Annotated in this window: 17 protein-coding genes; 14 read left to right on the forward strand and 3 right to left on the reverse strand. The window is 51.3% G+C overall.

Translation table 11 applies throughout. The annotated features are described in order from the left end of the window. Window positions 1-158 precede the first annotated feature (158 nt). The gene (locus tag ACFSUF_RS23565; RefSeq protein WP_377607224.1) at window positions 159-659 is read left to right on the forward strand and encodes a DinB family protein; all 501 of its coding nucleotides are present in this window, start codon (window positions 159-161) and stop codon (window positions 657-659) included. Window positions 660-834: 175 nt separating this feature from the next. Continuing rightward, window positions 835-1,338: a CcdC family protein gene (locus tag ACFSUF_RS23570; RefSeq protein WP_377607226.1), complete on the forward strand. Its 504-nt coding sequence runs from the start codon at window positions 835-837 to the stop codon at window positions 1,336-1,338. A gap of 56 nt (window positions 1,339-1,394) precedes the next feature. Here ACFSUF_RS23570 and ACFSUF_RS23575 read toward each other — a convergent pair whose 3' ends face one another. Then, entirely contained in the window at window positions 1,395-2,270 is an 876-nt protein-coding gene (locus tag ACFSUF_RS23575) for an AraC family transcriptional regulator (protein ID WP_377607227.1), read from the reverse strand. Between the two features lie 135 nt (window positions 2,271-2,405). On the opposite strand from ACFSUF_RS23575, the gene ACFSUF_RS23580 reads away from it, so the two are divergent. From ACFSUF_RS23580 to ACFSUF_RS23590, 3 genes are all read left to right on the forward strand, one after another. Beyond that, window positions 2,406-4,490, forward strand: coding sequence for an alpha-L-rhamnosidase-related protein (locus tag ACFSUF_RS23580; protein WP_377607229.1), 2,085 nt, complete (start codon window positions 2,406-2,408; stop codon window positions 4,488-4,490). Window positions 4,491-4,591: 101 nt separating this feature from the next. Then, complete coding sequence (locus tag ACFSUF_RS23585) at window positions 4,592-5,263, forward strand: response regulator transcription factor (RefSeq protein WP_377607231.1); 672 nt, start codon at window positions 4,592-4,594, stop codon at window positions 5,261-5,263. Further along, complete coding sequence (locus ACFSUF_RS23590) at window positions 5,260-6,261, forward strand: sensor histidine kinase (RefSeq protein ID WP_377607233.1); 1,002 nt, start codon at window positions 5,260-5,262, stop codon at window positions 6,259-6,261. The genes ACFSUF_RS23585 and ACFSUF_RS23590 overlap by 4 nt, the downstream gene beginning before the upstream one ends. Before the next feature lie 17 nt (window positions 6,262-6,278). Here the strand turns inward: ACFSUF_RS23590 and ACFSUF_RS23595 are convergent, their stop codons facing one another. After that, entirely contained in the window at window positions 6,279-8,246 is a 1,968-nt protein-coding gene (locus ACFSUF_RS23595) for an FtsX-like permease family protein (protein ID WP_377607235.1), read from the reverse strand. Beyond that, window positions 8,243-8,989 carry an ABC transporter ATP-binding protein gene (locus tag ACFSUF_RS23600; RefSeq protein WP_377607236.1) on the reverse strand — a complete coding sequence of 249 codons (747 nt, stop codon included), beginning with the start codon at window positions 8,987-8,989 and terminating at the stop codon, window positions 8,243-8,245. The genes ACFSUF_RS23595 and ACFSUF_RS23600 overlap by 4 nt, the downstream gene beginning before the upstream one ends. 242 nt (window positions 8,990-9,231) lie before the next feature. Here ACFSUF_RS23600 and ACFSUF_RS23605 point away from each other — a divergent pair, with 242 nt between their 5' ends. The 9 genes from ACFSUF_RS23605 (at window position 9,232) to ACFSUF_RS23645 (ending at window position 21,015) form a co-directional block, all read left to right on the forward strand. Beyond that, complete coding sequence (locus ACFSUF_RS23605) at window positions 9,232-9,486, forward strand: hypothetical protein (protein ID WP_377607238.1); 255 nt, start codon at window positions 9,232-9,234, stop codon at window positions 9,484-9,486. A gap of 226 nt (window positions 9,487-9,712) precedes the next feature. After that, window positions 9,713-10,699 carry a ubiquinol oxidase subunit II gene (cyoA, locus tag ACFSUF_RS23610; protein WP_377607240.1) on the forward strand — a complete coding sequence of 329 codons (987 nt, stop codon included), beginning with the start codon at window positions 9,713-9,715 and terminating at the stop codon, window positions 10,697-10,699. A gap of 23 nt (window positions 10,700-10,722) precedes the next feature. Further along, the gene (locus ACFSUF_RS23615; protein WP_377607241.1) at window positions 10,723-12,696 is read left to right on the forward strand and encodes a cbb3-type cytochrome c oxidase subunit I; all 1,974 of its coding nucleotides are present in this window, start codon (window positions 10,723-10,725) and stop codon (window positions 12,694-12,696) included. After that, window positions 12,696-13,307, forward strand: a complete 612-nt coding sequence (cyoC, locus tag ACFSUF_RS23620) for a cytochrome o ubiquinol oxidase subunit III (protein WP_377607243.1) — start codon at window positions 12,696-12,698, stop codon at window positions 13,305-13,307. The genes ACFSUF_RS23615 and cyoC overlap by 1 nt, the downstream gene beginning before the upstream one ends. A 4-nt stretch (window positions 13,308-13,311) precedes the next feature. Then, complete coding sequence (cyoD, locus tag ACFSUF_RS23625) at window positions 13,312-13,641, forward strand: cytochrome o ubiquinol oxidase subunit IV (RefSeq protein WP_377607612.1); 330 nt, start codon at window positions 13,312-13,314, stop codon at window positions 13,639-13,641. 616 nt (window positions 13,642-14,257) lie between these two features. Then, on the forward strand, window positions 14,258-15,268 hold the full coding sequence (locus ACFSUF_RS23630; protein ID WP_377607245.1) for a LacI family DNA-binding transcriptional regulator: 1,011 nt from the start codon (window positions 14,258-14,260) through the stop codon (window positions 15,266-15,268). A gap of 154 nt (window positions 15,269-15,422) precedes the next feature. Further along, the gene (locus ACFSUF_RS23635) at window positions 15,423-16,874 is read left to right on the forward strand and encodes an extracellular solute-binding protein (RefSeq protein ID WP_377607247.1); all 1,452 of its coding nucleotides are present in this window, start codon (window positions 15,423-15,425) and stop codon (window positions 16,872-16,874) included. Window positions 16,875-16,939: 65 nt separating this feature from the next. Then, window positions 16,940-20,035, forward strand: a complete 3,096-nt coding sequence (locus tag ACFSUF_RS23640) for an extracellular solute-binding protein (RefSeq protein ID WP_377607249.1) — start codon at window positions 16,940-16,942, stop codon at window positions 20,033-20,035. 8 nt (window positions 20,036-20,043) lie between these two features. Beyond that, window positions 20,044-21,015, forward strand: coding sequence for a carbohydrate ABC transporter permease (locus ACFSUF_RS23645; RefSeq protein WP_377607251.1), 972 nt, complete (start codon window positions 20,044-20,046; stop codon window positions 21,013-21,015). The last annotated feature ends 9 nt before the right edge of the window (window positions 21,016-21,024 follow it).

Below are 21,024 nucleotides of genomic sequence, written 5' to 3' on the forward strand. Positions count from 1 at the left end.
GAGCCTTGCTGAATGCTGGAAGGTCATGGTAAACTGGGGTGTAACCATCTATATCACAAATAGGAGGTTTCATTAGCTGGCAGACCTGCACCCATCATTACCATGTACAATCCGATTTGAAATCAGGAACAATCCTAACCACCAAGGAGGACAATGGAATGAGCAGAGCGATTGTGGAAATGTTGGAACGGCAGTTTAAGACGAATTGGTCCGAAGAAAGCTGGGCACCGCCTTTGCAAAAAGCGCTGGACGGCGTAACCAGTGTCCAGGCTGCATGGGTACCGCCGGGTGGGGGGAATTCCATCTGGCAAATTCTCAACCACCTGAATTACTATAATGAACGGACGCTGCGACGCTTAAACGGGGAGGAGCCGTCTTCCAGCATGGATACAAACACGGGCACGTTCGGTGACCCCGGAAACCCGGCAGATGAAGCTGGCTGGGCGGAGGCCGTGCAGCGGGCTCACCGGTTAGCGGAACGCTTTCTGGCCAGCTTTGCAGAATTGACCGATGCAGACCTCGACAAGCCGTTCGGGGATACAACGATTGGCAGGGAGATTCCATTGTGGATTCTCCACGACGGCCATCACACCGGGCAGATCGTGCTCCTTCGCAAACAGCAGGGAAGCTGGCCTGCAACGCGGGAGTCTTTCGGTTAGAAATTGTATTTAGTCAACGATAACAAGTCCTGCCAGGCCGGCACATGCCGGCTTTTTTCTATGATGGCTTGCCATAGCGGGCTATGGTGATAAGCTTCCCTTTTTGGTGTAAAATAAGAAGGTCTGGTCTATAAATAAATTCCATTCACATATACTTGTCAGAGGAGGGGTGTCCATGCAGGCTACGGTGTTGTCTCACTTGCTTACTACGCTGGTTTCCTTATTTGCAGGCTTGTTTGTGATCCGGATCCGGATGCGGGCGGGGGACCGGCCGACGAATCTCAAGAAAATCATCATTCCGCCCCTCGGCATGGCTACCGGTTTCGCTATGTTTTTCGTTCCGGCGGTCCGGATCCCATGGGAGTGGGGGCTGGCTGCTTTTGCGGCAGGGGCCGTCCTGTTTGCGTTCCCGCTGATCCAAACTTCGAAGCTTCACATCGTGGACGGGGACATTTACATCAAACGCTCCAAAGTGTTCGCCTTCATCATTGTAGCCCTGCTGCTGTTGAGAGTCGGCCTGCACGATGTGGTTGAGCAATATATCAGCTTGGAGCAAACTGCGGCCGTGTTCTTTATTCTCGCCTTTGGCATGCTGCTCCCTTGGAGGCTGGCGATGACGGCACAGTACCTGGCTGCCCGCCGTACTCTGAATAAATCATCTGCAAACCGAAAATCCTGATGATAAAAAGGACCACAGCTGCCGTTGCCGGCAGCTATTTCTTTTTCCCGGCGTACTCACTGGGCAGCATTTTTACGGTACTGGCTGGGGGTGACGCCCTGTATTCTTTTGAAGACAGCGGTAAAAAATTCGGCATCCTGGTAGCCGGTCTCCGCCGCAATCTCTTGAACCGTCCTGGAAGTATGCCGCAGCAGCTCGCCCGCCTTATTTACCCGAAGATGCTGAATATAGCCGGTGAACGTTTGGCCTGTCGTATTCTTGAAGATGCGGTGAAAGTGCCTACCGCTCATGTTGCATTGGGAAGCCATGGCCCGGACGGTGAGAGGTTCGTGAAAATGGTTCTTTACATACTGCAGAGCGGCCTGCATCCGGGAATCCGGGATGTGCGGGGACCTGCCGATGCCGGCAGCAGCCCGGTACCTGTGAAGATAGGCGAGCAGTTGGATGACGCCGGCCAGCAGTACCTCCTCCGATCCCGGCAGAACCTGTTGAAACTCTTCGTGCAGCATGTCAAAAAGGGGGATCAGCAGCAGCTCGCTGTCCTTGATCCGAAACCAGGGCCGGCCTTCCCCCGTCTCGGCAAGAAAGGATGCTGCAACCGGATACGCGCGTAAATCAAGCGGCCGGAACAGCTCCGGCGCAAACGCGCAATTATAAACCTCCAGCGAATGCTGCTTCTGCAAGGACGGCGGCCGGAACACGTGATTCGTGCCTATGGGAATCACAAACACATCGCCTCGGGACACGCGGATCCTTTCCTCCCCGATATACTGCTCCCCTTGCCCTTCCGCCACATAACAGATCTCGATGTAATCATGGCTGTGCATAGGCAACATGAAATTTTCTCTATATCGGTTCAGGAACAGCGGAAAGCGGCCGTGGTAGTGCTCGGCGCCTTTGTATTGCGGGATTTTTTGTGACGTACGGGTCATAGTTCCGGTCTCCCTCCAGGCACAGGATAATGTCATCATAACAGGGGAGAGATGGCAGGATCAACGGTAGTTATGCGCTTACTTTTTCCTTAAAGTAGAGGCATTACATCCTGTAAGTTTAGGGGGAGCGTATTTATGGTTATGAATCCGTTGCAGCAAGCGGAGTGGATATGGTATCCGAATGACTATGAAGTCTGGTTAAGGGGCGAGGTGGAGGGCAGGAGAGAGGAACGGGGCATCCCTTATCCCCCCATGTGGAAGGTGGAACGGCCTTACGTGAATGTAGCTTTTCGCAAAAAGGTGCAGCTGGACCAAGAGGAAACCCTCAACATCTATGCGCAGGGTTCCTTGCTCATGAAAGTCAATGACGCCGTAGTGTACGCACCGCCGCCCCTGCGTCTGCCGGCGGGCAGCTATCAACTGGAGTTCATCGTAACGGAGCGGGATACGTTCCCGGCGTTGTTCGTATCGGGCACTGCCGCAGCTACGGATTCCTCCTGGAAGGCAAGCTGTTTTACCGGCAAATGGGTGAGCCCGGGAAGTGCCGGTTACAGCGATCCGCATCGGCTGCCGTCGGTGTTCTCTTTTGATCTGGAAGAGCAGCGTCCGGTGCGAACCTGGAGGGAGGCGGACGGAAGGCTGCTGGCGGATTTCGGGAAACAGACCTTCGGGTATTTGCAGCTGCATGGCGTTCAAAAGGGAACTCAGCTCTTCGTATATTATGGCGAGTCGCTAGAGGAAGCGCTTGACCGGGAATATTGCGAACTGCTGGACCGGATCCAAATCGATTGCGACGTCAGCTGGACTCATACGAAGGGCCGCGCCTTCCGGTATGCGGCGGTCGAAGCGGCGGTTCCTGCCGGGGAGCAGGCGTTCAGCCTGGTCCACCCGGTGACCTGCTTATATGAATCCCTCCCTGTGGAATATAAGGGTCTTTTCCGGTGCTCGGATGAGCGGATCAACCGGATTTGGAGCACCTCGGTCTATACGCTGCACTTGAATACCCGGGAATTGTTTCTCGACGGGATTAAACGGGACGGATGGGTATGGTCGGGCGACGCGTATGAAAGCTTCTTGATGAACTATTACAGTTTTTTTGAGCTGGGAGTCACCAAGAGGACGCTGGCGGCACTGCGCGGGAAGGACCCCGTCGAAAGCCATTTGAACACGATCCTGGATTATTCTTTTTACTGGTTCATCAGTATGTATGACTATTATCTGTACACGGGCGATATGGAGTTTATCCGCGGACAGTACCGGCGGATGGAAGGGCTGATGGATTTTTGCCTGTCACGGTTAAATGCCGACGGACTGGTCGAAGGCCATCCCGGGGATTGGGTGTATATCGATTGGGCGGAGATGGACAATACGGGGGAAGTCTGTGCGGAGCAGCTGCTGATGGCCCGGAGTCTTGAGATTATGGCTTATTTTTCAGGCAAAATGGGCGATCGGGCGGAAACGGAAAGGTACGATTCCTTGGCGAACGGCCTGAAAAGCAAAACGATGGCCCTGTTCTGGGATGAGGCACAGGGCGGGCTCGTCCACCACAGGGCGCATGGAGAAGTGAAGCCGCACCTGACCAAGTACGCCAACATGTTTGCGCTGATGTTCGGCTTTCTGGACGAGGGCCGGGCGGAGACGGTAAAGCGCCGGGTGATGTTGAACGGAGAGGTACAGCCGATCAAAACTCCTTACATGCGATTTCATGAGCTCTCCGTTTTATGCGATGCGGGTGAGCATACCAAAGTGCTTGCTGAAATGCGTGCTTATTGGGGAGGGATGCTGGATTTGGGCGCGACGAGCTTTTGGGAGGAGTATGATCCCTCGCTTCAGGACTCCGAACAGCTGAGCATGTACGGGCGCCCTTATGGCAAAAGCCTGTGCCACGCCTGGGGAGCCAGCCCCATCTACTTGCTCGGCAAGCATTACTTGGGTGTCCGGCCGCTGGAACCAGGTTACTCTCTCTATGTTATTGAGCCGAATCTTGGGGATTTGGACTGGATCGAGGGAGAGGTCCCGACCCCCATGGGGACGATCCGCGTCTATGCAGACCGGGAGAAGCTGCGAGTGACATCACCGGGTGGAACAGGGTACCTCCGCATCCGCAGCAGTTCGCTCCCTGCCGGGTATGATGGGAACTGCGCACGCATGGAGGATGAAAGGTATGAAATCGCCATAACAGAGCCCAACCGTACTTATGAAATCCGGTATAACATGTGATTCAAATTCATGCGATGCAGGTCCCGGCTGCCGAACACTCGTCTCCCGGATAACGGAATGCTATAATTCAGGCAGATGAGTTTTTCCCGGGAGGAAGTTCCATGTTCCGTATTATGATTGTAGAAGATGACGAATCGATAAGGACCATATTGGCCAAAGCGCTGCAAAAGTGGAAATACATTGTCACCGGAGTGACGGAGTTTGATCGAATTTTGGAGGATTTTCAACGGGAGGAGCCTCATTTGGTCATTCTGGACATTAACCTGCCGGTCTTCGACGGCTATTACTGGTGCCAGCAGATCCGGTCGGTGTCCAAAGTGCCGATTATCTTCCTGTCGTCCCGGAATCAAAATATGGACATGATTATGGCCATGAATATGGGCGGCGACGATTTCGTCCAGAAGCCGTTCGATCTGGATGTGCTGACGGCCAAAGTCAATGCGCTGCTGCGCCGCAACTATACGTACCAGGACGAGCATCTGCAGCTCAAGCACCGCGACCTTATCCTGAACCTGTCAGGCTCCTCCGTCCAGTACGGCAGCCAGACGATGGAATTGTCCCGGAACGAATTTATCGTACTCCAAGTGCTGATGAGGCAAACCGGCAAAATTGTATCCCGTGACAAGCTGATGCAGGCGCTGTGGAACGACGATCAATTCATCGATGACAATACGCTGACGGTCAATGTAAACCGGCTGCGGCGCAAAATCGCTTCCCTCGGCCTTGAGGATTTCATCGTTACCCGCAAAGGAATGGGGTACCTCATCGAATGAAGCTGCTGCGGTTTTTAAAGTATGAGCGCCCTTATCTGGTACTAAGCGCCGCTATTTTCGCATTGGTCAGCCTGGTCTACGTTACCGATCCGGTGCTGCGCGACCGCTGGGATTCCTTCAGTTATGCTTTTATGCTGTACCTGATTCTGATTACCGCGTTTACAGCAGGGCGTTACTTCAGGGGCATGCAGGTCCGCCGCGCAGCGGGACAGGACCGGGAGTTTCTTTCTTTGGATGCGGAGCTGCTTAATGAGGAAAAGGAACAGCTGGAGCGGGAGCATATTTTCACTTTGAATGAAATCCATGCGAAACAGAGGGAGCATTATGATTTCATCGTCTCCTGGTTTCACGAGGTGAAAACTCCGATCTCCGTCCTGCGCCTTATGCAGCAGACCGAGGTGGATCCGGCAGGGCTGGAGCAAGAGCTTTCGAGAATCGAGCAGTATGTGGATCAGGCGCTTTATTACGCGAAGCTGGACAGCTTTACACAGGATTATGAGCTCGTCCATTGTGATTTGGTACAGTTGGTGAAAACAGCGGTAAAGCGGCATTCCAGGACGTTTATCAGCAAAAAGATCCGCCTTGTGCTGAACACGGAGCCGGTAACGGTGCAAAGCGACGCTAAATGGCTGCAGTATATTATCGACCAGCTCCTTACGAACAGCCTGAAATACACGGAGGAGCAAGGGACCATCACCATTACCTCTATGGAGACTGCGGACGAAAAGCAGCTGATGATCCGAGATAACGGAATTGGGATTGAAGCGAAGGATCTACCCCGTGTCTTTAACAAAGGCTTCACCGGTTCCAACGGAAGAACGCACATGAAGTCTACGGGCATGGGGCTCTATCTGGCGCAGGAGCTTTCGCAGAAGCTGGGACACTTCATCACCTGCACGTCGGAAACAGGGCGCTTTACGGAGTGTATCGTTCATTTCCCGAAATTTGAAGACCCTTATACCGCCGCTCTAGGCAAAAAAGGCAGCGACCTGATGTGAAGGTCCGCTGCCTTTTGTCATGCTTTTTTGCTGACGATTTTGTAGTACAAGTTGGTGGAGGACAAATAAAAAAGAGCGTAGATAACCGTATAGGCAGCCACGATTCCCCAAACCGCCTTTGTGGTCTCTGGAAAATCCTGCAGCGTCTCCAAAATATAATAGTTAATGATAAACCAGCTGTGAAGAAGGCCGAGAAGCAGAGGCGGGAAGAACACGAACAACAGCTGTTTGCGGATGACTCGCTTCATTTCGCCCGACCCGACTCCCAGCTTTCGCAAGATCGCATATTGCCGTTGTTCCTCCGTAGCCTCCCGTAGCTGCTTGAAATAGATGACGCTGGCCAGGGCAATTAAGGCAATCAGAGCCAGAAAGCTGCTGGAAAACAGCAGAAGGGAAGACCCTTCGATTTGAACCGAATATACATCTGCAAAAGACGAATAGTATACGGTCCGGTCTTTTCCAAGGGAATATAACTGTTTGGACAGCTCCAAAGCATTTTTTGCATCCGAAATCTCATAAATCTCGTATATCCTTTTCCCTGCGGCCGCAGACAATCGTTTATACGTCTCATCTGCAATGACCAGAACGGCCGGTTTCTTCTGCATCGACAGGAACGGATCCGTGGTCCATCCCAGCAGGGCATAATCCTTCTTCTCTGCGATCCGGAATGACTCCTTTGCCCCGCCGCCGATCCCTGCATCCAGCTCCGGCTCTTGTCCAGCCTCAAATCGTTTTGCAAAGTCAGATCCTTGCGCTAAAGACAAGGCTTCGTTCCCCTTCAGGCTAATTTTCTCTGTATGGCCCCGCATGGAAACGATATCGTTGTATGCCTGTTCGGATACTAACAGCAGCTCCGGCAGGTAATAGTCAGGGTTCTCAAACGCAGCGCCCAAATCCCCCTCAGGGACCGTCACGAGAGCTTCTAACGTCCTATGGTTTACGACTGAATGGGGAGAGGACCGGATCAGCTGTTCCGCCTCCTTCGTAAAAGCCGCATCTTTCGGGGAGAACGCAATGTCATTCGGTAAATTCCTGCCGACCGATTTGAATTGGACGCTGTAATTAATGACAAAGAAGCAAACCATGAGAATGATGACGGTGCTGAACAGGGAAATCAGCGTTAAATTGAGATTGTTGCTCCGGATTTGAAACCGCAAGGAGGAAGACCATAACATCGTATTGCCTTCATAGTACGTTTTCGTACGGCTGATCCGCTGCAGCAGCCAACCGGCGAACTGGCGGAAAAACAGATATGTGCCTCCGATGATGCCAACCGAGACGGCCAGCAGGCTGATCCCTGAGTGATCCTGCCACACGGCCGAGCCTCTGCCGCGGCTAATCAGAAAAAAGGCCGTTCCAAGCAGGAGCAGGGACAACAAGGCGAGCCAAGCGGAAACCCGTACCGGCTTTTCGGAAGTTTCCTTGGCGTGGAACAGTTCGATCAGCTGCACGCGGTGCACCATGAGATGATTTTGCGCGGTAATAATCAGCACCAGCAGGAAGAAGAGGCCCGCAGTAGAAGCAATTGCCGAGAGCGGGTACGCCAGGCTGATTTCTTGGTTGTAGCGCATTAAATTCATCAAGATGCGGCCGAACAGCTTGGACAACAATCCGCCGAGCCCAATCCCTGTCAGTAAGGAAATCGCGCTTAAAATCAACGTCTCATAGAACACCATCCTGGTAATTTGCCGTTCTTTAAGGCCCAGCAGAAGGTACATCCCGAACTCTTTTTTCCGCTGCCTCATAAAGAATGAATTTGCAAACAGGATGAAGAACAGGATGAACAGAAAGACGACGAATGAGGCGATGCTTACTCCGATTTCAAAGTTCTGGCGGTTTTGCAGCGCGTCGATAAAATCCTGATTGAACAGTAAGGAAGTAAACGTAAAATGAATGACTACACCGGCCACCATGGAAAACAAGTAGAGGGTATACAATTGGAAGTTACGGGTGACGTTGCGGAGAGTCAGGTCCCATAAGCTCATCGGCCTGCGCCCCCTACGATGCTCTGGGTGTCCAGAATTCGTTCGTAGAACGCCTGCTGCCCCTGATCTCCCGCATATAGTTCATTGACGATATGGCCGTCCCTTAGAAAAATGACCCGGCGGCAGTAACTGGCGGCATAGACATCATGAGTTACCAAAAGGATGGTGGCCCCGAACTTGGCGTTCAGCGCTGCCAATTGCTCCAACAACTGCGTGGCGGAGCGGGAGTCCAAGGCTCCGGTCGGCTCATCGGCGAAAATAATAGCCGGCTTCGTAATCATGGCCCGGGCCGACGCCGTCCGCTGTTTTTGCCCTCCGGAAATTTCGCTCGGATACTTGTCCAGAATGCTTTCGATATGAAGGGCCTGGATAATAGGGAGCAGCCTTTCCTCCATTTCTTTGGCCGCCACTCTTCGCAAAGACAGCGGGAGCACGATGTTTTCTTTGACCGTCAGCGTGTCCAGCAGATTATAGTCCTGAAAGATGAACCCCATATGCTCCTGACGAAATTTGCGCAGCTCGGGCTTTTTCATGTTGAGAAGCGAAGTTCCCTCCAGCCACACCTCGCCGCCGGACGCCTGATCTATAGTAGAAAGGACGTTCATCAGAGTGGATTTGCCGGATCCCGACGGACCCATAATAGCCGTAAACTCTCCGGATTGAATGGCAAGATCGATTCCTTTGAGTACAGCAGTTTTTCCGTATTGCTTTGTCACATTCTTCGTTTGGATTACATATTGCATGCATTTCCCTCCTTTGTATGCCTTAACTATAGACCTCTCTCCTTGAGACAGCCATCGATACAGCACAATGGAACGTGACGGTTTTGTCACTTAAAGAATAGGATGTACATTTTGGAAAGGGAAACTCTGGAGCAGAAATTTGTCTATTTTTTTACGAAAATTTGAATAAATTATGAACAAATTGTTTAATTTATGATATACTGATTATAGTAAACGATTACATTAGCTTGGGAGTGTTCATCATGGAGGATAGAACGACTGCTGTGAATCAAGCTGCAGGGAAAGACAACGGGCAACATTTTTCCAAGGCGACGGAAATTATCGCGTGGGTGCTGCTCGGCATAGGATTCATCCTGTTTGCTTTATATGTATCTGACTTCAGAGACAGCAATCTCGGCCTGATGGTTGCGATCGGCTTTGTGATTGCAGGGATGCAAGTTTACGGAATAGGTACTTTTGTACATTTGCTCTCCAATAAAACATCTAAATCGGACTAATGCCGGAAGGCTTTCTAAGGTAAGCTCACGAGAGATCTCGTGGGCTTTTTTGTATGCCCGTTTTCTTGGAAAATTGAAAAAGTCAAATTCGTGAACAAATCGGTTACGAAATGAAGGCGATTATTTGACGCATTTGTTAACAGGGCTATGGACAAGTTCGTTTTATGTTACTTTAACTGTACTTAGTTTATTATATTGGCTTTTCGCGACAGGAGTGAAATATAGAATGAAGCACTGGACAGGGTACAAGAAATTCGCCAGCATTGCAGCAGGGCTAGGTTTGCTATTATTCATGACTGGTTGTACCAATCCCATCGTTCTTGACCCTAAAGGGCCGATCGGGGATCAGCAAAGGGATTTAATCTGGATCACGACCCTGATCTGCTTAGCAATCCTGATACCGGTAATGGCTTTGACAGCATTCATTATCTGGAGATACAGGGACAGGTCCGGCAATAAGGCTCCGTACCATCCGGATTGGGAACACAGCACGAAGCTGGAAACCATTTGGTGGGGTATTCCGATTTTGATCATTATTTTTCTCGGGGCTATTACGGTAAAGTACACATATGATCTCTTGCCTTCCAAACCGATCGCCTCTGAAGAAAAAGCGATTACGGTTCAAGTAACGGCTCTGGACTGGAAGTGGCTGTTTACTTATCCCGAGCAGGGCATAGCAACAGTAAACTACTTGCAGATTCCGGAAGATGTACCTATTAAATTTGAATTGACAGCGGACGCTCCTATGAATTCGTTCTGGATTCCTCAGCTAGGCGGCCAGTTGTACGCGATGTCCGGCATGGCGAGCACGCTGTACCTGCAAGCAGATGAAGCAGGAGAGTATTTAAGTTCCGGGGCAAATTTCAGCGGAGAGCATTTTGGCAAAATGAGCTTTACGACCAAGGCTACCAGCAAAGCTGAATTTGAGAGCTGGGTGAACGAAGTGAAAAGCAAATCACCGGCATTGACGATAGACGGATATAAGAAGTTATCGCAAAAAAGCGTAGAGAGTACCCTGTTGTATTCGGCTTTCCCGAATAAGCTTTTCGAGAAAATCGTTACCAAATATTCTGCTCACTACAATCATGAATTATCCTATAAGGATTCTGATGCGGCGCCGTCACACGGCCACAATGGCCATCACAAATCTCAGGCTCCGGAAACTACGGACCAGCAACTAGAAAATATGCCTGCACATAGTCACCATCATTGACAGAGGAAAGGGGGAATACGCACATGTTCGAATCGATTAAACAATTTGCTTCGGAATTTTTCGTAACAGGAGATCCGCTAATCTACGGAGCGATGGTCAGCATCGGTTTTACGATGATCGCTATCTTAGCAACGTTGACCTACTTTAAAAAGTGGGGCTGGTTATGGCGTGAGTGGATCACTACTGTTGATCATAAAAAAATCGGTATTATGTATGTCATTGCAGCCTTACTGATGCTATTCCGGGGCGGCGTTGACGCTCTTCTCATGAGGACCCAGCTGGCCATGCCGGACCTGGAGTTCCTTACACCTGAGCACTATAACCAAATTTTCACGACACACGGCGTTATTATGATCTTGTTTATGGCCATGCCGTTGATGTTCGGTTTATTTAACCTGGTTGTGCCTTTACAGATCGGGGCGAGGGACGTAGCATTTCCGTTCCTGAACTCCTTAAGCTTCTGGCTGTTCCTGATGGGCGCGATGCTGTTTAACTTGTCTTTCGTTATCGGGGGTTCGCCTGATGCGGGATGGTTGGCATATCCGCCGCTTTCGGAGAGAGCTTTCAGCCCTAGTGTGGGGCAGGATTTCTACAACTGGGGTATTCAAATCTCCGGTATCGGTTCCCTGGCTACGGGTATTAACTTTATCGTAACGATTCTAAAAATGCGGGCACCGGGCATGAAACTGATGAAAATGCCTATGTTTGTATGGTCCGTATTGGCGAGCAGCATTACCATCGTGTTTGCGTTCCCTATTCTTACGGTAACTCTGGCCCTGCTCATGCTGGACCGGACGTTCGGCGCCCATTTCTTTACACTGGACGGGGGCGGGAACCCGATGATGTATATCAACTTGATCTGGATGTGGGGACACCCTGAGGTGTACATTGTAGTCTTGCCTGCATTCGGGATTTTCTCTGAAATTGTAGCAACGTTCTCTAAGAAGAAATTGTTCGGATACAAATCGATGGTTTTCGCATTGATGACGATCAGTATCACTTCGTTCTTTACCTGGGCTCACCACTTCTTCACGATGGGTACGGATGCGAATGTCATCGCGTTCTTTGCGGTCACGACTATGATTATCGCTATACCGACAGGAGTAAAAATATTTAACTGGCTGTTCACGATGTTCCGCGGCCGTCTAAGCTTCCCTACACCGATGTTATGGACGATCGGCTTCATTCCTTGTTTCGTAGTGGGCGGTTTAACAGGCGTCATGCTTTCCGTTGCGCCTGCAGACTTCCAATTCCATAACAGCTACTTCCTGATTGCCCATTTCCATCAGGTATTGATCGGCGGCGTTGCGTTCGGTTTCTTCGCAGGCCTGTACTACTGGTGGCCAAAGGTCTTTGGTTTCAAGCTTAACGAGAAGTTAGGCAAGTGGGCTTTCTGGACATGGAATATCGGTTTCTATGTATGTTTCATGCCTCAATATGTATTAGGTTTGGACGGCATGACGCGCAGAACCAGCACATATGGCTGGGATAAAGGCTGGTATGACCTTAACCTGATTTCCACCATCGGCGGCTTTATGATGGGTATAGGGTTCATTTTCCAAGTATGGCAGATCGCCCATAGCGTTCGTTTCATGCAGAAAGACACGACAGGCGACCCTTGGAACGGCAGAACGCTGGAGTGGTCGATTCCTTCTCCTGCGCCTGAGTACAACTTTGCTGTAATCCCAAGAGCGGATGAGCAGGATGCATGGTGGGAAGAGAAGAAACGCCGTGCCGCAGGCATACTGCCTGATGTTCAGCAGCCTCTTGAACCGATTCATATGCCGGGGAAATCGGGCATTCCGTTCATTAAATCGGTATGCTGGTTTATCGCCGGGTTCGGATTTGTGTGGGGATGGTACTGGATGGTTATCCCGGGCCTGATCGGTATCGCCGCATGTATGTTGATTCATTCGTTTACGTACGATAACGAATATTATATCCCTACGGAAACGATTAAGAAGACGGAATCTATGCTAAGGGGGACACCAATGTGATGGCAAACTCGGTAAGCCATGAGGCTGAGAATGGGCATGGACACGACGGCCATCATGATCAGGAAGAGCTTCGGCAGTTCGGGTTCTGGATTTTCCTGATGACGGACGTGATCCTGTTCTCCGTATTATTCGCAACCTATCTTGTATTAAACGGGAGCACCAATGGTGGACCCGGTACGGAATTATTCGAAATCAACGGCATTATTGTTTCTACTTTCGTGCTGCTGACAAGCAGCTTTACAAGCGGATTAGCAGTGCTTGCAATGAATCAGGGCAAGAAACAAGCCCTGATTGGCTGGCTGCTGGTTACCGCATTATTAGGCGCAGTGTTCATCGGGCTGGAGGCTACGGAGTTCATCCATCTGGTGCATGAGGGAGCAACCATGGGAACCAGTGCGTTCTGGTCGGCCTTCTTTACCCTGGTCGGTACGCATGGTCTTCACGTATCGATTGGCTTGGTCTGGATGGCCGCCATTATGCTCCAGCTCAAAAAGTACGGTATCAATCCGGTCACCAAACGAAAAGTAAATATCGTCAGCTTGTACTGGCACTTTTTGGACGTCGTTTGGATTTTCGTATTCACGATTGTGTATTTGATGGGGGTGATGTAATATGATGGACCAGCATAATGCACATCATGGCCACGAACACGGGCATGGTACGTTCAAGCAGTACCTGGTAGGCTTCGTGCTTTCCATCGTATTAACGATCATTCCTCTCCTGATCGTCTTGAACGACCTTCTGCAAGGAACGGCTGCCATCGTTGTCCTGATAGGAACGGGCGCTCTTCAATTTATCGTTCAGCTTCTCTTCTTCATGCATCTTCGGGAAGAAAAGAAACCAAGATACAATCTTATGTCCTTACTCTTCGGCCTGGTGATTCTAGTCACCATTGTCGGCGGATCGATGTGGATCATGCTGTATAACGGAGTAGGACATCACTAATAGATGGTGTAAAGCTTGAAAGCTTGCCCTTACGGGGGCAGGCTTTTTTTTGTATGTGTAATTCTTTGGGTTCGATGTTGTATTCTGTACAACAATATTCGGGTTGATATCGTGCAAAACGAGACATTGCTGTATTTTGTACAACAATATACGCTTAAAGCCCCCGGCGGGGGTGAAAATAGTGTACTCTGTGCAACAAACTGAGGTTACAGGGTGTTTTACGAAGAATTATGTTGCACAAAATGCAGGATTTTAAGCACTCAGCCTGTTTTTTGTGCGGCACTGGCTTGTAAGAATCTGTGGGAATCAGGAAGCTTGGACGTAACAAATGGGCAGGACCCAATTGGTAGATCGGAAAAGCCGATGTTATGTGGTGGAAGTCTATATTCGAAACGGTTCGATAAAACAGCGAGGAAAATAAAGCATGTGTACGAAAAATTCACCTATACATGGTTTTTTGAATGATAATTGAATTTTTTGACACTTGAAAGCGCTATCTTCCTGAAGTATACTTTGGATGCAATCGAATCGTTTCGAATGGGAAATACAGATTAGATTTTCTGCAAGGACTTGCTCATATTTTTACTGCAAACGGATACAAAAAGGAGGGTTCGTGTTGGTAACCATTAGGGATGTTGCCAAACAAGCAGGCGTAGCGATCTCGACGGCCTCCTATGTTCTCAACAACGACCCGCGGGTTAGCGAGGAGACGCGCAGGAAGGTCCTTCGCATCGTTGACGAGCTGAATTACCGCCCCAGCAGCATCGCGAGGAGCCTTAAGCGGCGCAAAACAGAAACGGTAGGCCTGTTCCTTAACGATTTCGGCGGCCCGTTCTTCGGCTCGTTCATTCAAGGGGTAGAGGAAGTAGTCTCTTCCAACGGGTATGACCTGATCGCATGCAGCACGTATGGAGGACCGCAGAATACGGCAACCCGGTTTTTGCGGGAGAAGCAATTCGATGCCGCTATTATCATTGGTCCGACCATTCCGGACGAATTAATCGTCCAGGTCGCCGGCAAGGATTTCCCCGTTGTTGTGATGGACCGCGAACTGCATGCTGACCACGTACATAGCGTGCTCGTCGACAATGTCCAAGGCGCCTACACGGCAACAAAGCACTTGCTGGGTTTAGGGCGCCGGCGGCTAGGCTACCTAAGCGGTCCCGTAAACTCGTACAACAACGAGAAACGGCTGGTAGGATTCCGCAAAGCGCTCGAGGAGGCGGGGCTCCCGTTTCAGTCGGCGTTCATCGCCCAGGGGCATTTTACCGAAAGCGGCGGTTATCAGGCGATGAAGTCGCTGCTTATCAGCAGAGGCGTTCCGGATGCGGTATTCTCGGCAAATGATGAAATGGCCATCGGGGCCATTCAGGCTCTTACGGAAGCAGGCCTGCGTGTCCCGGAAGATGTAGCGATCGTGGGCTTTGACGACATCCGCCTGGCCTCCTACATCCGCCCGATGCTGACCACTGTCGGACACCCGAAACAGGAGTGGGGAACGGTCGCCACACATGTCGTGTTCCAGGCGCTGCAAAATCCGGAAGATCCGCCGAGAGCCATTTTGCTGGACACGGAACTGATCGTACGTGATTCCTGTGGTCTCCTGACACAGAAAAGTATCTCTTAGCCTTGTTGGAAGCGGTTACGGCCGTTGCCATATACACTACGGACTCAGGGAGGGGATCGTAAGGGCTCTTGCAGATACACCCGATTCACATAGGCAACACCGGTTCCTTTTTTGTAACACACAACAAATTTTAGGAAACAGGGGGAAGTTGACCATGAAAAAAACACTTGCTTTGGCTTTAACCGCGATTCTGATGCTGACGGTCTTACTGACAGGCTGCGGCGGATCCGGCAATAACGGCAATAACGGCGGCACGGGGGCTTCAAACAGCGGCAATACAGGCAATACCGGAGGATCAAATGCAGGAAACAGCGGCAACACGCCATCGGATACGGGCAGCGACGCTGGAAACGCCACAGATACTCCTTCCGGAGAAGTGGTAACGCTGAAATTCGGCACATGGAACGATCCGGTGATCGAGCAGAAGAAAATCGACGCCTTCCAAAAGCTTCACCCGAACATCAAGGTGGAAATCGACAAAGCCGTAACTTGGCCATGGGATGAAAAGCTTGGCGCAGCAGCAGCAGCCGGCAAGCTGCCGGATGTATTCTTCGTCTTTAACGCACCCGGTAACGTATCGAGCAACTGGCTGGCTGATATGACACCTTACCTGAAGGAAGATCCGGATTATAACGAGCAGAACATTTTCGGAAACCTCAGCGCAACAGGTCAATACAACGGCAAGCAATTTGTGCTTCCGCATCAGCTGTTCACCATGGGCGTGCTGATCAACGTGGACCTGTTCAACAAGGAAAATGTTCCACTGCCTAAAGCGAACTGGACGATCGATGAGTTTGAGAAAATCGCCAAGAAGCTGACCAAACCAAGCGCAAACCAGTATGGCGTAGAAAACCTGTTCGGCGCACGCGAAACCTTTGTACCGCAGTTCGATCCGAAACTGGGATGGCTGACGTTTGACGGCACACAATTCAATTTTGACAAACCTGCCTTCTCCGATACGATTCACTGGATCAACAAAGTCGTATTCAGCGACAAGACCTCCGTAGACCAGTTTGAGCGCAAAGAGCAGGATAAGTGGTACGGAAAAGACAAAAGCGGCTTCGTGATGGGGAAAGTCGGCATGAAAATCGATGCGAACTGGGCTTTTGCCGACGTGCAGAAGAACGCCAAGTTCAAATGGGACTTCCTGCCGATCCCCGGAAAAGAAGGACAACGCGTTCCTATGATCACGGACTATATCGGTATGGCTAAAAACACCAAGCATCCGAAAGAAGCGATGGAATTCATCAAATTCCTTACGTATTCCAAAGATGGATGGATGGAGCGCATCAACAACATTGAAAAACCGATTACAACGATGCCTCTGCTGAACGACCGCGAAGTATGGGATGCTTACATGAAAACGACGTACACCGCTCCTGGCCTGAAAGATGTTATCGCAGGGATTCCTAACGGATTCGTTGACGGATACAAGTGGCTTCCGGGCGATGCGGAAATCATCGATAAAGTGCTGAATCCTTATGATACGAAGAAAGAACTGATCATGCTGAAAGTGAAACCGGAAGACGTTGCTAAGGATATTCAGAAGAAAGCCATGGACATCTACAACAAGAACAAACAGCAGATCGACGCGGCGACCAAGTAAAATCGGAACGTCCCTCCTCCGTGCATTCGGGGGAGGGAACTTCCGTTGTATCGGGAGTGGTGGACATGAGGAGAAGGATACTTGCTATCGTGATGAGCGGCGTGATTCTAGTTGCCGGCGTACATACGCCTGCCTGGATGACGTTCTCCGCGGCAGCCGAGGGCAGCACGAACAATACGGGAAGCAGCGGAGCCACCGACAATCAGGATGTGCTGGATGCTCTGTTCGGCGGGGGAGACAGCGGTTCTTCGGGAGATAAGGATACCTCCAAAGGGGAGGACACCGCGGAGGAAACCGGCGGACCGGGTGGTAACGGGACGATTCAGGGTGTGGTAGAGCAGGATTATTTTGACGTGCTCAAGCAATGGGAAGCTGACGGGGTTAAGCCTGTGAGCGATGTTTCTATCACTGTAACACCGGACCGGTTTCGGACGAAAGGAAGTCCGGCGCCGCTTGTTACAGGTGCGGAGGCTAAAGGGTATGAAAGTCCGGTCTACCGGTCGGATGATGAAACAGACGAAGCCGAAGTGGAAATCGATGTGCCCGTAAGCGGGCTCTATAACGTGAAGCTGGACTATTATCCGCTGACCGAGCAGATTCTGTCTGCGGAACGAGGCATTAAAATCAACGGAGCTTATCCGTATTTTCAGGCGCATCAATTCGAGTTGGATAAGCATTGGAAAGACGAGAGGTATCCTTTTGACAGGGACCGGCTCAATAATGACGTCCTGCCGGAGCAGAAGCTCATTCCCGGCTGGCAGTCCATCACGGTTCAAGATCCGGCGACGGCTGACGACAAGCCGCTGTTATTCTATTTCAAGCAAGGGAAGAACACGCTGTCTTTCCCGTTTATCAGCGAGGCGCTGCTGATCGGTGCCGTAACCGTGTATAGTCCCGAGAAAGTTCCGGCCTATGCCGATTATCGGAAACAATCTAAAGCCGAGCAAGCCCCTGCAAGCCTGATTACGGTGGAGGGCGAGCAAACGGAGAGCAAAAATCAGCCTTTTATCCGCGTTCAGGCGGACGGAAGCCCGTCTTCGGTCCCTTTCAACAGCGGCAGACTGTCGCTTAACGCAATCGGCGGCGATTCCTGGCAGATCAGCGGGCAGACGGTAACGTGGAAGCTCAACGTGCCGGCAGACGGCGCTTATCAGATCGCCATCAAATACAAACAAAATACGAATACGAGCGAAACCGGGACCGACATGCCGGTCTACCGGACGCTTCGAATAGACAATGCCATCCCTTTTGAGGAAATGCGAAGAGTCGTATTCCCTTATGCAAAGGACTGGAGAAACCTGATCATGCAGGATGGGAAGGAGAAGCCTTACGCCTTCTATCTGACGAAGGGGGAGCACACCCTTAGCCTTACTGCGAACGACGCTCCATACCGGGACACGATCCGGACCATCAAGAAGATCATGAGCGGGATCAACGATCTTGCGATTCAGGTCAAAATGGCCACAGGCAACACCCAGGACTCCAACAGGGACTGGGATCTGACCGAACAAATCCCGGATGTAGGGGACCGTCTCAGCGGCTATGCGGAGGAACTCAGGACAAGGTTTAACGAAATGGCAAAGCAGATCGGACGCAATCCCGACGCGGCCAAGTCTATGGCGATTTCCGCGCAGCGTCTGCGGAACCTGGCAAAGGACCCGAATTCGCTGCCTTACCGGTACGCACAGCTATCCGAAGGCTCCGGTTCCATCATGCAGATGCTCGGAACCTCGCTTGGCAAGCTGCCGAACCAGCCGCTGACCGTTGACCGGTTCTATGTCTACTCGGATAAGAAACTGCCGTCCGCTAAGGCCGGCTGGTTTAGCAGAATGTCCGCCAACGTGAACGCCTTCTTCGGATCATTTACGAAGGACTACTCCAAAATGGGCGGATCGGACCCTAAAGAACTGCAAATCTGGGTAAACCGGCCCCGCCAGTATGTGGCGATGATGCAGTATGTGGCTAATGAGGAGTTCACGAAAAAGACGGGCATCAAAGTATCCTTCTCTCTGATGCCGGATGAAACGAAGCTGATTCTGGCGAATGCTGCCGGCAACGCGCCGGACATGGCGCTGTCGATTAACAATGTCACACCGTTCAACCTTGCGGTCCGGGGAACCCTGGCGGACTTGACGAAGTTCCCGGATTACGGGGACGTAGCGAAACGGTTCTCACCCGGCGCTATGCTTCCGTTCCAGTTCAACGGCAGCACTTACGCCCTCCCGGAGACGCAGAATTTCTGGGTGATGTTCTACCGGAAGGACATTCTGGACGCGCTGAACATACCGGTACCCGATACGATGGACGACGTCCGCCGCATCCTGCCGGATTTGCAGCGCTACGGCTTGAATTTCTATTCCCCGTTGTCGGCGACAGGCGGATTAAAGCCTCTGACGCTGACATCCCCGTTCCTATACCAAACCGGAGGGGAATTGTTTAAAAAAGACGGAACAGGTACGGCTATCGACTCGGAAAGCGCAGTTACGGGCATTAAGCAGATGACGGACCTGTTTACCGTATACAACCTGCCGTTAAATGTGCCGAGCTTCTACAATCACTTCCGCGACGGCAGCCTGCCGATCGGCATTGCCGACTTTGCCTCTTACGTTCAGCTGACGGCAGCGGCGCCGGAAATCAGCGGCTTGTGGAAGATTGCGCCGGTGCCGGGTGTGAAGGCGAAAGACGGCACGGTGGAACGCTGGCAGACGGGCACAGGCCAGTCGGCGGTTATTTTTGAGAGCAGCAAGCGTAAGAAAGAAGCTTGGGAAGTGCTGAAGTGGTGGACTTCGAAGGAGACCCAGATCAAGTTCGGAAACCGGATGCAGACGATCTATGGGCCGACCTACAAATGGAACACGGCGAACCTGGAAGCTTTCAATCAGCTGCCGTGGCCTTCGGAGGATATCAAGGTCGTGCAGGAGCAGTGGAAGTGGCTTAAAGACATTCCTCACATCCCGGGAGATTACATGCTGGAACGCCAGCTTAGCGACGCGTGGAACAAAATTGTGTTCAACGGCGTCAATCCGCGCCGGGCGATTGAAGACGCCACGATCCTTACCAACCGCGAAATGGCGAAGAAGCTGGAAGAGTTCAAGTTTATGAAAGACGGCAAGCTTATCAAGCCGCTGGAAGTGCCGCAGCTTCCGGAGAAAGGCAGGTGAACACACCGATGAAACCAGCTGCAGACCTTGCGCCGCAGAAGGCACCGGCAACGGAACAGAACAAGCCGATAAAGCTGAAATGGCTGCAAAAAAGATCCGTCCGGAACGAATTGTCGGCGTACTTGTTCCTAAGCCCTTATCTGATCATGTTTACGATGTTCATCGTCATTCCCGTACTGGCGGCAATCGGCTTGTCGTTCACGTACTTCAATACCGTACAGGCGCCCGAGTTCATCGGGCTCCAGAACTACGTTAATCTGCTGACTCAGGACAGCGAGTTTATGATGTATGTGCTGCCGAACACCATCAAGTTTGCGCTGATCGTAGGACCGGGCGGATACGCCCTGTCCTTCTGGCTTGCCTGGCTCTTGGCGCAAATCCCGCGCAAATCGCGCACGATTCTTGCTCTGGCTTTATATTCGCCTTCCCTTACGGCGGCGGTTGCCATGGCGGTCGTATGGCTGATCGTCTTCAGCGGCGACAGCACGGGATACCTGAATGCATTTCTCATTAATTTCGGGTTCATTAACGAACCGATTCAATGGACGCAATCCCCTCAGTACCTGATGCCGATTATGATCACGGTTACGCTGTGGAACAGCATGGGGGTAGGATTTCTTGCGATGCTTGCCGGCATTCTGAATATTAACCCGGAGATGTACGAAGCGGGATATATTGACGGCATTAAAAACCGCTTGCAGGAAGTATGGTACATTACTATTCCCTCGATGAAGCCGCAGATGCTGTTCGGCGCCGTTATGGCGATTGTAGGCACGTTTCAGGCGGGGGAAATCGGGGTGCAGCTGTCGGGAGCGAACCCGACGCCTCAATATTCGGGCCAGCTGATGATCAATCACATTGCCGATTATGGCTTTATCCGGTACGACATGGGTTATGCTTCTGCGGTTTCCGTAGTGCTGCTTCTCATTATTTACGGCTTCTCGAAGCTGTCCTGGCGTCTGTTCGGAGAAAAAGAGTAAGGAGGGGGA

Source organism: Paenibacillus gansuensis (genome assembly GCF_042684925.1).
Taxonomy (GTDB): Bacteria; Bacillota; Bacilli; order Paenibacillales; family DY6; genus Paenibacillus_N; species Paenibacillus_N gansuensis.

Excerpts from the sequence above, each read along its gene's own strand:
- ACFSUF_RS23565 (WP_377607224.1), top strand. The coding sequence starts at position 159 with ATGAGCAGAGCGATTGTGGAAATGTTGGAACGGCAGTTTAAGACGAAT.
- ACFSUF_RS23570 (WP_377607226.1), top strand. The coding sequence starts at position 835 with ATGCAGGCTACGGTGTTGTCTCACTTGCTTACTACGCTGGTTTCCTTA.
- ACFSUF_RS23575 (WP_377607227.1), bottom strand. The coding sequence starts at position 2,270 with ATGACCCGTACGTCACAAAAAATCCCGCAATACAAAGGCGCCGAGCAC.
- ACFSUF_RS23580 (WP_377607229.1), top strand. The coding sequence starts at position 2,406 with ATGGTTATGAATCCGTTGCAGCAAGCGGAGTGGATATGGTATCCGAAT.
- ACFSUF_RS23585 (WP_377607231.1), top strand. The coding sequence starts at position 4,592 with ATGTTCCGTATTATGATTGTAGAAGATGACGAATCGATAAGGACCATA.
- ACFSUF_RS23590 (WP_377607233.1), top strand. The coding sequence starts at position 5,260 with ATGAAGCTGCTGCGGTTTTTAAAGTATGAGCGCCCTTATCTGGTACTA.
- ACFSUF_RS23595 (WP_377607235.1), bottom strand. The coding sequence starts at position 8,246 with ATGAGCTTATGGGACCTGACTCTCCGCAACGTCACCCGTAACTTCCAA.
- ACFSUF_RS23600 (WP_377607236.1), bottom strand. The coding sequence starts at position 8,989 with ATGCAATATGTAATCCAAACGAAGAATGTGACAAAGCAATACGGAAAA.
- ACFSUF_RS23605 (WP_377607238.1), top strand. The coding sequence starts at position 9,232 with ATGGAGGATAGAACGACTGCTGTGAATCAAGCTGCAGGGAAAGACAAC.
- cyoA (WP_377607240.1), top strand. The coding sequence starts at position 9,713 with ATGAAGCACTGGACAGGGTACAAGAAATTCGCCAGCATTGCAGCAGGG.
- ACFSUF_RS23615 (WP_377607241.1), top strand. The coding sequence starts at position 10,723 with ATGTTCGAATCGATTAAACAATTTGCTTCGGAATTTTTCGTAACAGGA.
- cyoC (WP_377607243.1), top strand. The coding sequence starts at position 12,696 with ATGGCAAACTCGGTAAGCCATGAGGCTGAGAATGGGCATGGACACGAC.
- cyoD (WP_377607612.1), top strand. The coding sequence starts at position 13,312 with ATGGACCAGCATAATGCACATCATGGCCACGAACACGGGCATGGTACG.
- ACFSUF_RS23635 (WP_377607247.1), top strand. The coding sequence starts at position 15,423 with ATGAAAAAAACACTTGCTTTGGCTTTAACCGCGATTCTGATGCTGACG.
- ACFSUF_RS23640 (WP_377607249.1), top strand. The coding sequence starts at position 16,940 with ATGAGGAGAAGGATACTTGCTATCGTGATGAGCGGCGTGATTCTAGTT.
- ACFSUF_RS23645 (WP_377607251.1), top strand. The coding sequence starts at position 20,044 with ATGAAACCAGCTGCAGACCTTGCGCCGCAGAAGGCACCGGCAACGGAA.